This window comes from Chryseolinea lacunae (assembly GCF_016735595.1).
Taxonomy (GTDB): Bacteria; Bacteroidota; Bacteroidia; order Cytophagales; family Cyclobacteriaceae; genus Chryseolinea; species Chryseolinea lacunae.
This window is the reverse complement of record NZ_JAERRB010000006.1, coordinates 72,219-85,106: the sequence shown is the minus strand read 5'-3', so window position 1 is coordinate 85,106 and position 12,888 is coordinate 72,219. Positions and strand designations below refer to the sequence as shown.

Here is a 12,888-nt window from a genome sequence, read left to right as displayed (position 1 = left end):
TCCCGCGATGTCTTCATTAAAAAACAACATCAACGACTTTGACCACGCGGAGTTGCTCCGCATGATCGAATACCTGCAATCGAATCTGCACCGCCGCACCGAACAGCTTCAGCGCGCCCGCACCACCGTGAGTGGCTTGAGAAGTCGGCTCAACCGCATGAAGACGATGCTGGCCAATCAACGACAACGCATTCTGGAACTTTATCAGATGCCCTCACAGGATGAATCTTCTATTGATGTTGAGGCCGCAACGCCCATACGCGATGAATGAAGTTTTTCGGATGAGAATGATTTCATGCCGTGATGCATGCTTGACCATTCGCGTTGTGCAGGTTTGGGATGACGTGTTCCGGTGCATCGGGCGTTGCTTGAATTATTAGCGTGAAAATATTTCCCCGAACACGAACATTGCAATCGTTAGCGTCGTTTTTAACATACCGTCGGTCCAAAAAGTATCGCAATAACTTTCGTTAACGTTTCATTTAGGATATATTTACAATAGACCCTGACTGAAATGATGCACGATTTCAACACTATGCGCCATTCACAACGCCCCGGCATGTTGTCGCTTGGCGTGTTGTATCTGTGTATGTTCGGGCTCATCAACACAATTTTTTTTCCCACCATTCAGGAATCATTGTCATCTGAAGTATCGATACACGCCAAAACCGATTCGTCGTTGATGGAAGTGATCCTGGAAACATTCTTTGATGTGTCGGACGATGGTACCGAACATCAGGACGATGAAGATGATCTTTTAGAAAAAGAACAATATATCATTCCCACCCCTTCACTTGTTTCTAGAGTGGCGGCCTTTGCTGAACGAAAAAGGGCCCCGCGCATTTCTTACTCACTCAGCACTCCCACTTTAGAAAAGACTACACCACCGCCCAAGTATTCGTAGTAGCGGCTTTTGATTTTCGTTTGTTTCCAGGCTGACGCGCACGCCTCGCGCCACCGGGCAACAATGACGATCCTTTCATTTTTGCCCCACGGCAGAATGATGCCTCTATTACACAAAATTCACATTCGCGATCGCGGACGTGCAAATTTTCTCTATGTATACTAATGGGCTTAACCAATATGAAAAACGCATCAATTTTTATTGTACTTGTCAGTGCACTGGCAATGGCTTGTGGTCATGAACGCAAAGACGACGCCAGCCAGAAACTGCCGGTAACGGAACTCATAGTAAAAGACACCATCGTGCAGCGCGAATACGTGGGCGACATCAACGCCTTCCGAAACGTAGAGATCCGCGCCCGCGTGCAAGGATACCTCGACTACATTTATGTTGACGAAGGCCAGGAAGTGAAAAAAGGCCAGCCTCTTTTCCGCATCAACGACGAAGAATACCGCGCAGCCTACACGCAAGCCAAAGCCAACCTCAGTAGCATTGAAGCCGATGCAAAAGCAACGGAGCTCCAAATGCGGCAGGTGAAACTGTTGGTGGAAAAGGAAATCATCTCCAAAACAGAGCTCGACATGGCACAAGCCAAACTGTCGGCCATACGCGCCAAAATTGAGGAAGCGCGCTCAGCCTTATCCAACGCCGAGATACGTCTTTCGCATACGCACATCAAAGCGCCGTTCGATGGTGTTATTGACCGGCTTCCCTTCAAAATGGGCAGCCTCATCGACGAAGGTTCGCTGCTCACCACGGTGTCGGATCTTGAATCGTTCTATACCTACTTCAACGTGTCGGAGAAAGAATACCTGGAATACATCAAACAAAAATCAGACAACACACAAGCCAACGACGAAGTGGAGCTGATTCTCGCCGACGGAAGTCTCTACGAACAGAAAGGCCAGATTGAAACCATGGAGGGCGAGTTTGAGGCCAGCACCGGCAACATCGCTTTCCGCGCGCGGTTCCCCAATCCGAAGAAGCTCATCAAGCATGGCGCCAGCGGTCGCGTGCGGCTCACCAGTGAAATGGAAAACGCACTCTTTGTTCCACAGAAAGCCACGCTCGAAATACAAGACAAAACCTATGTCTATGTGGTGGACGACAAGAACCAGGTGCGCATGCAAAGCTTCACGCCAAAGGTTCGCTTCTCACATTTCTACATTGTGGAAACGGGATTGAAGCCGGGCGACAAGGTGGTGTATGAAGGCATTCAAAACATACGCAACGGCATGAGCATTACGCCGGCCTATCTTCCGCTCGACAGTCTCATTCTCATGGCCGAACAAAAACCTGTGGCCGTGGCCAAGATCTGAGAAACCAGTGATTCAACATTCGTATTAAACAGACGCTAAAAGATGTTCAGCACTTTTATAGAAAGGCCTGTGCTCTCACTGGTCATCTCTCTATTGATTACGTTATTGGGTGTGCTGGCTTGGGTTGAGCTGCCCGTCACCCAGTTTCCCGATATCGTTCCTCCGGCCGTTACGGTCACCACCAGCTATGTGGGAGCCAACGCGGAGGTGTGTGCAAAAGCCGTGGTCACACCCATTGAACGCGCCGTGAACGGTGTGCCCGGCATGACCTATATGACCTCGGTGTCGGGCAACGACGGCACGAGCATCATCCAGGTATACTTCAACGTGGGCACCGACCCCGACCTCGCGGCCGTGAACGTGCAAAACCGCGTGTCGACCGTGATGGACGAAATGCCGGAAGAAGTTATCAAAGCCGGTGTGCAGGTGGAGAAGGAAGTGAACAGCATGCTGCTCTACCTCAACCTCACCAGCGACGACCCCAGTGCCGATGAAAACTTCATCTACAACTTTGCCGACATCAACGTGCTGGCCGAGTTGAAGCGCATCGAAGGCGTGGGCTTTGCCGACATCATGGGCGCCCGCGAATATTCGATGCGCGTGTGGCTGAAGCCCGACCGCATGGCCATCTATGAAGTGTCGGCCGACGAGGTGATTCAGGCACTGCGCGATCAAAACGTAGAGGCCGCACCGGGCAAGGCGGGCGAAAGCTCTGACCGCTACAAACAAATGTTGCAATACGTGTTGCGCTACACAGGCAAGTTCAACGAGCCCGAGCAATATGCCAACATCGTGATCCGCGCTACCGAAGAAGGCGCGATGCTGAAGCTGAAAGACATTGCCGAGATAGAATTTGGCTCGATGGACTATGGCATTCTGTCGAAGCTCGACGGCAAACCATCGGCGGCCATCCTGCTGAAACAACGTCCGGGTTCCAATGCACAGCAGGTGATCGCGAATGTGAAAAACCGCATGGAGGAATTAAAGACCCTCTCTTTTCCTCCAGGCATGAAATACACCATCAGCTACGATGTGTCCCGTTTCCTCGATGCGTCTATCCATGAGGTTGTGCGCACGCTGGTCGAGGCATTTTTGTTGGTGTCGTTGGTGGTGTTTCTTTTTCTGCAGGATTTTCGGTCTACGCTCATTCCCGCGCTGGCTGTTCCAGTGTCGCTCATCGGCACGTTTTTCTTTATGCAGCTGCTGGGTTTTTCCATCAACCTGCTCACGTTGTTTGCCTTGGTGCTGGCCATCGGCATTGTGGTGGACAACGCCATTGTGGTGGTGGAGGCCGTGCACGTGAAAATGGCCGAAGGGTTGTCGCCGAAGGAAGCATCCATCGCGGCCATGAATGAAATCAGCGGTGCCCTGGTGGCGATCACGCTGGTGATGTCGGCGGTGTTTGTGCCGGTGGCATTTATGTCGGGACCCGTGGGAATTTTCTATCGCCAGTTTTCGCTGACGTTGGCCATCGCCATTGTGATTTCAGGTATCAACGCGTTGACACTGACACCTGCGCTGTGTTCGCTCATGCTGAAGAGCACGCATGGGCATGCCGTGAAGGAAAATATGCTGCAGCGGTTCTTCCGGAAATTCAACGCAGGCTACGATTCGTTGTCGGACCGCTATCAGAAATTGGTGGGTGTACTGGCCAACCGTCGCGTTGTCACCATGGGCTTGCTTGTTTTCTTTTGTGTAGGATCATGGGGATTGACCACCGTGTTGCCTTCGGGGTTTATTCCTACGGAAGATCAGGGTATGATCTATGTGAACGTGACCACGCCGTCGGGCGCAACGGTTGAACGGACCGAGCGTGTGATGGACGATGTGCAGGAGGCCACGCTGGGCATGAAGTCGGTGGAATCTGTTTCGACCTTGGCAGGGTTCAGCCTCATGACCGACGGCGCCGGTTCTTCGTATGGCATGGGCATGATAAACCTGAAGGCCTGGGATGAGCGCAGCGAATCGCTGGAAGAAATTGTGAAGGAGCTGGAAGAACGCACCAAGAATATCTCCGACGCCAGCATCCAGTTTTTTCCACCACCCACCGTGCCTGGTTTTGGAAACTCCAGCGGCTTCGAGTTGCGTGTGCTTGACAAAACCGGCACCGGCGATCTGAAGCAAACGGCAACAGTGACACAGGATTTTATCAAAGCGTTGAAGGAACGGCCCGAGATTGCCAACGCGTTTACAAGCTTCGACCCCAGCTTTCCACAATACCTCATACACATCGATCAGGAAACCGCCGCGCAAAAAGGCGTAACCATCGACAAGGCCATGAGCAATTTGCAAACGCTGATCGGAAGCCTCTATGCCACCAACTTTATTCGCTTCGGACAAATGTATAAAGTGATGGTGCAGGCCGACGCGCACTACCGCGCCAACCCGGAAGACCTGCTGGCCCTGCATGTGAAAAATGATCAAGGCGACATGGTGCCATACTCTGCCTTTGTGAGACTTGAAAGAGTGTATGGCCCCGAACAGCTCACGCGCTACAACATGTTCACGGCCGCCATGGTGAACGGCGAAGCGAAGCCGGGCTATAGCAGCGGCGATGCCATCACAGCGATTAAAGAAGTTGCCGCCGAAAAATTGCCACGCGGTTTCACCTATGAATGGTCGGGCATGACGCGCGAAGAAATTTTGTCGGGCAATCAGGCGATTTTCATTTTCATGATCTGCCTGTTGTTTGTGTACCTGTTGTTGTCTGCGCAGTATGAAAGCTTTCTGCTCCCCATGCCCGTGATTCTTTCCTTGCCTACCGGCATTTTTGGAGCGTTCCTGTTTTTGGCGGTGTTGGGGTTGCAAAATAATATCTACGCGCAGGTAGCCCTTGTGATGCTCATTGGCTTGCTAGGAAAGAACGCCATTCTCATTGTGGAGTTTGCCATTGTGCGACAGAAGGAAGGACGCACCGTGTTGCAGGCGGCCATCGATGGCGCAGCGTCAAGGTTGCGTCCCATCCTCATGACGTCGTTTGCTTTTGTGGCCGGGCTCATTCCGCTTTGCATCGCGTCGGGTGCGGGGGCATTGGGCAACCGCTCCATCGGCACGGCCGCCGCGGGAGGCATGATCGTGGGCACACTCTTCGGTGTGATCCTGGTGCCGGGCCTCTATGTGATCTTTGCCGGGTTGGCATCGCGCCGTCGCGAAGCACCCGCCATGACAAAACCCGTGCACGCTGTGAATTAACAAACTGACTGCTAAGAACCTTATGACATTTCTGAAATCCCCCTATATTCTTTCTGTTCTCGTTGCTTCTTTCTTGTGCAGTTGCAAAGTGGCACAGCCCCTGTTGCCCGAGGCCGTGAAGGTGCCCGAGGCATTCGGTGGAATGCCTGACACCACAAAAAGCCTGGGCTACACACCGCGCACAATTTTTTTTAAAGACGAACACCTGACGCGCCTCATTGGCGAAGCTGTAGAAAACAATCCGGATGTGCAGATTGCCTTGCAACGCATCGAGATGACGCGCGCGTCGGTTCTGGTTCGCAAGGGAGCGCTGTTGCCCTCGGCAAGTCTCTTTGTGGCGGGTGGTCAGCAAAAGTTCGGCGCCCACACCATGGATGGCGTGGGAAATTTTGATACCAACTTTTCCAACAACATCACCGACGACAAACGCATGCCCGAACATCTTCCGGAATTTTATGCTGGCCTGCAAAGTTCCTGGGAAATTGATCTTTGGAAAAAACTCCGAAGCCGCAAGCGCGCTGCCTTCCTGCGATTGCTGTCGAGCGAGAAAGGAAAACACTGGGTCACCACCACGCTGGTGTCTGAAGTGGCCGTGTTGTATTACGAACTGCTGGCCCTCGACAACGAGTTGAACATCATCCATGAGAATATCCGCCTGCAACAAAAAGCTGTAGAAGTTATTCTCGTTCAAAAACAAGCAGGTCGCGCAAACGAACTGGCAGTGAAACAATTCACGGCGCAATTGCTCAACACACAAGGATTGGAGTATCGCATACGACAAGAAATTGTGGAAGGCGAGAATGCGTTGAATACGTTACTGGGTCGCATGGGCAAGCCTGTAGAAAGAGGCCAACCCATTCTGGAACAAACGCTGCCCATGGAAATCTCCGTCGGCATTCCTGCGCACATGCTGCGCCGTCGGCCCGATGTGCAGGCAGCCGAGTTGAACCTGCTGGCGTCGCATGCCGATTTGAAGTCGGCGCACGCGGCATTTTTTCCGTCGCTCACCATCACATCGTCCGTGGGCTTGCAGTCGTTCAGTTCATCCTACTTCTTTAATCTTCCGGGGTCGCTAGCCTACAGTGTGTTGGGTGGATTGACGACGCCGTTGTTTGAGCGCAACACCATTCGCGCCGACTACAAGGCAGCCACGGCGTTTCAGGCAGAAGAGTTTCATCACTATCGCAGTGCTGTGCTCAACGGCTATCGCGAGGTGGTGACCAGCATGAACCGCATCGAAAATCTGAAAGCTGCATCCGACCTGAAAGAACAGGAGGTGGAAGTGCTTCAGAATGCTGTAGCTACGTCGCGCGATTTGTTCAACACCGGCTATGCAAACTATCTTGAAGTGGTGTCGGCGCAGCGCGGAGTGTTGGAAGCTGAGTTGGCATTGGCCGATACGCGCAAGGCACAGTTTCATTCGCTCATTGCGTTGTATAAAGCACTGGGTGGTGGCTGGGAGTAGACGAGAGTGTTTGTATGAAGTATAAAAAAAAGACCGCAGTGAGAAAGCACTGCGGTCTTTTTAATAGCAATGCGCTATCCTGCAAGTTGACAGGCGATGTTAAAAGTTAGTAGCGGTAGCCACTGCTTTAACCTGGAGCATGTCTTTTTGAACGGCGCTGATTTTTTGTTCCGCGAGTGCATAAGCATCAGGACCCAGGAACAGGTTCAACACATTTTCGTTGCTCTCCACGACGCCAAGAATCACGCTTGCTGCTTTTTCGGGATCGCCGCTTTGGTTGCCGTTGTAGCTGTGCTGGTGTGCGTCCTGCATTTCTCTCACGTTGCGATAGTCGGCAATTTCGTGACGGGGAACACGAAGCGAACTTTCCATGAGGAAGTTTGTGCGGAAATAGCCCGGCGACACGGCCGTTACCTGAATGCCAAACGGAGCCACTTCGGCCGCCAGCGATTCGGAAAGACCTTGCACGGCAAACTTGGTGGCGCAATAAATGCCAAAGCCCGGAAACGCGCCGGTGAATCCACCGATAGACGAAATGTTGAAGATATGTCCCGAACGTTGCGCGCGAAGGTGAGGAAGCACCTGGCGTGTCACGTTGAGGAGACCAAACACGTTCACATCAAAATTGCCGCGCGCTTCTTCGTCGCTCAGCTCTTCGATGCTGCCGGCCAGTCCATAGCCGGCGTTGTTCACCACCACGTCGATGGCGCCAAAATGTGCCAGCGTGTCGGCGATGCTTTTCGCTACACTCGATTCGTTTTTCAGATCGGTTTGAAGCGGGAGAAAATCCTCACCGTCTGAGGCAACGGCTTTTGCAAGCTCATCGCGATTTCGCGACGTGGCCGCCACGCGATAACCTTCGCGGAGTAATTTCTTAACAAGCGTTAATCCCAATCCTTGAGAGGCACCGGTAACGAACCATACTTTCTTTTTCATACTTAGTTGTGTTTTGTTTTGATGGATCAAAGGTCGTGTGTAATCATGTCTGCCTTCTTGCGCTTTTGAAACGGATACTTGTAGAATTCAAACACCGTCAGGAAAGTGTTTCAAATACCAAATCAAACTCATCTAAAAGATGATCGCCATGCTTGACAAAACAAACGCGTGTGCGCAGAGGGATCAGCGAACGGGATAGTGGGCGTGATGAATTTTGGTGATGAAGTGCACCAGTTCGACGCGATAGGTTTTTTGAAGGGCGTCGGTGAAAAGATAGTCCGATGTTTTTTCGCTCTGTATTTTGGAAACAATGCCCATCAGCGCTTTTTCTTGTTTGTGGTCCAGCGCATAGGTGCAGGGCTGTGTTGCCGACATCGAACACAACGCGTCGATTTGATGCGCCGTTTTTTCGGGCATGTCTTTGGTGTGTAGGGAAAGCGTTAGTTTGCCGGTTACCCGTTGTGACGTGTAGTGGATGACGTAGGCCTCTTTGATTTTTTTCAGCACTAGTGCCATACCGCAGGAGATTGCATGGGCATGACTATGCGCGATACGCCGAAGGCGTGGTGTTGGTGTGTTTCTTGAAGAAGTGATTAAAATGAGCCGGGTCTTCAAAGCCCAGGCAATAGCTGATCTCGGCCACATTCCAGTGCGTATGTTTCAGCAACACTTTGGCTTCACTGGCCAGGCGGTCGAAAATATGTTCGCTGGTGGTCTTGCCCGTGGTCGTGCGGATGGCCCGGTTAAGATGGTTGACGTGAACGGCAAGTTGTTCGGCAAAATCGCGGGCCGAGCGAAGGGTAAAACGTTGTGACGGCGATTCAATGGGAAATTGTCGTTCGAGCAATTCGGTGAACACCGCCGTGATTCTCGCGTTGGCGTCGGCGTGTTGATAGAGCGTTTCGGTCGGCTGCATCTTCAGTGCATAGTGGATGATTTCCATCAGGTAGTTTCGAAGCAAATCATACTTATACACATAGTCCGAGCCTATCTCTTCCAGCATTTTCTCAAACACATTGGCCACATATTTATCCTGACTCTTGGTGAGTACATAGCTTGGTTTGTTGCCCGGTTGGAACATGGGCAAATCGCCAATGCCCTGGCGCAGGGTTTGTGTGAAGAAGGCTTCTTTGAAGATGCAAAAATATCCCGTGGGGTCGCCCGAAAGTTGCTCGAATGTGTAGGGCACTTTCGGGTTGAAGAAAATGAGCGATGTGCCCGACACTTCCAGACTTTTGTCGGCATAGTGATACACGTGTTTGCCCCGCATCACCGACACTTTATAAAAGTCGCGCCGACTGTACTGCACAGGTGCCTTGTCGGGACCCATGCAATCCTCCAACCGGAACACGTTGAAATGGCCGATGTCCTTCCGCAGGTTTTCGGGCATCCAGTTGAACTTGTTCTTATAAAAGTCTTCCAGGGTTTCCGTCTTTTCCAGAGCGGAATTGGTTTCGGAAGACTTCTCTGTCTGTTTAGTTTTTCTTTTCACGATAGAAGATATAGCCGCCGTGGTGCAATGTATTTTCATCGGCAAAATTGCCGTCGGCGGTGAAGCCGGTGTCGTCCCAATAGTAAATGTAGTCACCCGTCACTTCGTATCGTCCGGTATAGGCACTTTTCTTTGTGCCACGGGCTTCGTCATAGCGGCCCTCCGGCAAGAGTTCCTGCCGGATAAAGCCATCGCCCGTCACCCACATGCCCACATAGTTGTGCTGCTGGTCCATAGTCGTTTGTTTGTAAGTCAAAGGTATGGATACGGCGTGGGGTTGGATTGCAGTTTTCAAATCAATCCTTGCGAAATTCAAACAATGGATTTTCAGCAAAGGGCGTTTTTATCCCAAAGTATCGGCGACATAAGAAAATTTACATACCCAACGCCCGAAGTTTTTCCGCGTAGTCGGCTTTGCCCATGTCCTTCATCATGTCAGACGATTTGCTGAGCAGGAATAGGTTGAGCTCGTTGCGTTTGCCGGTGCGCCGGTCTTCCTGCACCTCGTCGTAGGCGTATTGAAACAGGGAAGCGGCCAGGCGCTGCGCTTGTGCGTCTCTGCCCAGGGCGGTGAGCATTTCGGCGGCTTGCAGGTTGGTGTAGGAGGGAAGAAGATGGTCGGGATACAATTTGCCGACGGCCAGTTGAAGAACCTTGCCGGCCCGTGTGGTGTCGCCTTCCATGAAATAGGCTTCGGCCAGGGTGTTAAAAGTTTGGCGGATCGGCACCACCATGCGGGCTTGAAAATCTTCGTAGTTGAAGTAGACATCCGGGTTGGCCAGGTTGCTGTAGTCGGCGTCTTCTATCAGGTTTTTATAGCACAGGTCTTTATCAACGGCAATGGCTTTGCCGGATGCAGGTTTGGGTTGGAGCCGGAATAGCGAGCCTTCCTGCACCACATAGGGTTTCACGTCAAGGCCAAGCGTGTTGAGCGACGTGAAGTTGAAATACAACGGCCGCTCCCAGCCGTTGCTGACAATCAGGTCAAGCAACGCGAGCACATTTTTTTGCATATAGTTTTCAGTGAGCTTCAGCTGTATTCCAGGAGCGACAACAGCCGTTTGATGCGATGAAGCCGTCAGCATATTTTGCACGGCAGAGTCGTTGTGTTCTGTCTTCACGGTGAGGATGCGCGACGGCACGATGTTGTAGGAGTCGCCGTGCCCGGTCATCACGCGCAAGCCGGCGTGTTCGGCATTGAGCAGCTCCAGGTATTTTTTTGCGTCAATACCTCCCTTGATGCTTTCCTGGATATACAGAACATCGTTGGGTCCATATTGACGATAGGCCTTGTCGCTGAGCGTGAGTTTGAATGGCGTTGAATCGTAGTAGCGTTTGGTTAGTTGCCCGATATACCAATCTGTATTGAAATAGCTCAGCACCATCACGCGAACATCGGTGCGAAATCCTTCCACCTCCTGCACATACCACAACGGAAACGTGTCGTTGTCGCCGCCCGTGAACAAGATCGCGTTGGGTGCGCATTGCATCAGCGTGTTGCGGGCATAGTCGACCTGAAAGGTTCGCCCGGAACGGTTGTGATCGTTGTAGTTCTGATAGCAAAGCCAGGCCGGCAGCAGCACGCTGAAGCCGGCCGTAACGATCCACGCCACTCCCGGCTTCGTGAAAAAATTTCCGACAACAAAAAAACCAATTCCCACCCACAGGCAAAATGCCATATAGGAACCTACATAGATATAGTCGCGTTCGCGTGGCTCCACAGGCGGCGAGTTCAGATACAACGCGAGGATCACGCCCGTGATAAGAAAGAAAATGACGACCGAGAAAAATCCTTTAGGATCTTTTTTGTATTGATAGAGCAATCCCAACACTCCTGCCAGCAGCGGCAGCATCCAGTATTGATTTCGTGCAGGGTTGGGATGAGATCCACCCAGCTTCAGGCTATCCCACGGCATGAGCGTGCCCGAACCTTGCACATCGCTTTCGCGTCCGGCAAAGTTGAAGAGGAAGTAGCGGAAGTACATGTGTCCTAGTTGCGCGGTGAACATAAACTTCACGTTGTCTGAGAACCGCGGCTTTTCATCGGCCCGCAGCCCGAGCCAGTTGCGATAGGCTTCGGTGTGATCAGGATCGTTACTGTATAGCCGTGGCAGAATGGTTTGGCGCGACGGCTCATACTTGTATTCGACAAGTGGCCCCGAGAGTTCATATTCGTTTTTCCCCTTCACATAGGCTTTACTTTTCACGGCGAACTCTTCGATGTTGGCGTCGAAGTAAGGTCCAAACGCCAACGGACTGGTGGGATACGATTCACGATTCATATACGCTTTCACCATGTATAAATTTTCCGGGTTGGTTTCGTCAATCGGAGGGTTGTGTCCTGAACGGATGAAGAGCATGAGGTAGGGAAGAAAGCCGGCCACCAGAAAAACAACAGACCATGTATAGTGTGCGCGCTGCGAAAATCGGCGCAGCAGGAAATAGACAATGGCCGTCATCAGCACCAGCAACACCGCGACGCCGGAATAGAATGCAAAGTGCAACGTGTTCACAAAAAAGAAATCGAACGAGAATGCCAGTTCAAAAAGGCCGACGGCAACCAGGCGGTTGATGAGAAACACGATGAGAAACCCGGCGCCGGATGCGACAATGATATTCTTATAGGAAGGTGCGCGGTCTTTTGTGTACCAGGCGAAGGGCAGCACGGGCAACGCCAGCAAACACATGGGGTGGATGCAGTAGGCGAGGCCGGCAACATAAGCCACAAGCACCAGCCATCGCCCGCGTGCCGGTTCGGGTTGGTCTTTGCCTTTCAGGATGAGCCACACCAGCAGAGCCAGACAAAAACAGGCGGCGGCATAGGTTTCTGCTTCCACGGCCGAATACCAAAACGAATCTGAAAACGCAAGACACAAGCTGCCACCCAACGCGGCCAGGATGATGGCCCGGCCACTTGCGTGCGCAGGCGTCAGGCTTAGGATGAGGTAGTGGATGATGTAGTAAACTACCCACACCGTGAGGGCCGAAAAAAGACCGCTCATCATATTGATGGTCCAGGCCACCTGCTTCACATCGCCGAACGAAAGCATGGTAAACATGCGGGCCACCAGCAACGCCAGTGGTGTGCCCGGCGTGTGCGGCACCTGCAACTTGAATGCCGACGCAATAAATTCGGAACAATCCCAAAGGCTGGCCGTTGGTTCGAGGGTGAGCAGATAGATTGCGAACGCCACAACAAAAGCCAGCGCGCCGACCGCGTGTTTCAGGGGCGAGGCTTTCCACCGTTTCAACAGGTGAAGGGATGCGAAGTGGTCAAGACCAAGAATGCCCACGATGGGTAATGCAAACCCGATCAGCAACAATGGTGGGGCGATCCAGAGTGTCAACACGCCGAAGCCGTTGTCGGCCGGGTCGATGGCCATGGCGATGAAGCCTGCCGAAAGAAAAAGAATGGCGCCGATGAAAAAAGATAGATCGCGCCGCGAAAAGTTTAGTGAGCCGTTTTGCATACGATGGGGATGTTTATGCAATGCTACGGCCCATCGCAGGCGGGGCGGGTTAAAGTATGTAAAGAAGTGTTAATGGAGTGTTAAAGTGCGGCGTGTTGCAACAGGTTGGC

10 protein-coding genes are annotated in these 12,888 nt (G+C 52.2%); 5 read left to right on the top strand and 5 right to left on the bottom strand.

The window, feature by feature from the left end; translation table 11 throughout:
* Nucleotides 1–7 precede the first annotated feature (7 nt).
* The 5 genes from JI741_RS18050 (at nt 8) to JI741_RS18030 (ending at nt 6,880) form a co-directional block, all read left to right on the top strand.
* Nucleotides 8–271, top strand: a complete 264-nt coding sequence (locus JI741_RS18050; RefSeq protein WP_202012191.1) for a hypothetical protein — start codon at nt 8–10, stop codon at nt 269–271.
* Nucleotides 272–514: 243 nt separating this feature from the next.
* Complete coding sequence (locus JI741_RS18045) at nt 515–904, top strand: hypothetical protein (RefSeq protein WP_202012189.1); 390 nt, start codon at nt 515–517, stop codon at nt 902–904.
* Between the two features lie 179 nt (nt 905–1,083).
* Nucleotides 1,084–2,223 (top strand): efflux RND transporter periplasmic adaptor subunit, encoded by a 1,140-nt coding sequence (locus JI741_RS18040; protein ID WP_202012187.1) that lies wholly within the window; start codon nt 1,084–1,086, stop codon nt 2,221–2,223.
* A 42-nt stretch (nt 2,224–2,265) separates the two neighbouring features.
* Entirely contained in the window at nt 2,266–5,415 is a 3,150-nt protein-coding gene (locus JI741_RS18035) for an efflux RND transporter permease subunit (RefSeq protein ID WP_202012185.1), read from the top strand.
* A gap of 22 nt (nt 5,416–5,437) precedes the next feature.
* Nucleotides 5,438–6,880, top strand: coding sequence for a TolC family protein (locus tag JI741_RS18030; RefSeq protein ID WP_236676152.1), 1,443 nt, complete (start codon nt 5,438–5,440; stop codon nt 6,878–6,880).
* Between the two features lie 99 nt (nt 6,881–6,979).
* On the opposite strand, the gene JI741_RS18025 is transcribed toward JI741_RS18030, so the two are convergent.
* The 5 genes from JI741_RS18025 to JI741_RS18005 form a co-directional block, all read right to left on the bottom strand.
* Nucleotides 6,980–7,816, bottom strand: coding sequence for an oxidoreductase (locus tag JI741_RS18025; RefSeq protein ID WP_202012184.1), 837 nt, complete (start codon nt 7,814–7,816; stop codon nt 6,980–6,982).
* Nucleotides 7,817–7,999: 183 nt separating this feature from the next.
* Nucleotides 8,000–8,332 carry a hypothetical protein gene (locus JI741_RS18020; RefSeq protein ID WP_202012182.1) on the bottom strand — a complete coding sequence of 111 codons (333 nt, stop codon included), beginning with the start codon at nt 8,330–8,332 and terminating at the stop codon, nt 8,000–8,002.
* Nucleotides 8,333–8,357: 25 nt separating this feature from the next.
* On the bottom strand, nt 8,358–9,308 hold the full coding sequence (locus tag JI741_RS18015; protein ID WP_369411824.1) for an AraC family transcriptional regulator: 951 nt from the start codon (nt 9,306–9,308) through the stop codon (nt 8,358–8,360).
* Nucleotides 9,292–9,543: an Atu4866 domain-containing protein gene (locus tag JI741_RS18010; RefSeq protein WP_202012180.1), complete on the bottom strand. Its 252-nt coding sequence runs from the start codon at nt 9,541–9,543 to the stop codon at nt 9,292–9,294. The genes JI741_RS18015 and JI741_RS18010 overlap by 17 nt, the downstream gene beginning before the upstream one ends.
* A gap of 139 nt (nt 9,544–9,682) precedes the next feature.
* Nucleotides 9,683–12,778 carry a glycosyltransferase family 117 protein gene (locus JI741_RS18005; RefSeq protein ID WP_202012178.1) on the bottom strand — a complete coding sequence of 1,032 codons (3,096 nt, stop codon included), beginning with the start codon at nt 12,776–12,778 and terminating at the stop codon, nt 9,683–9,685.
* Between the last annotated feature and the right edge of the window lie 110 nt (nt 12,779–12,888).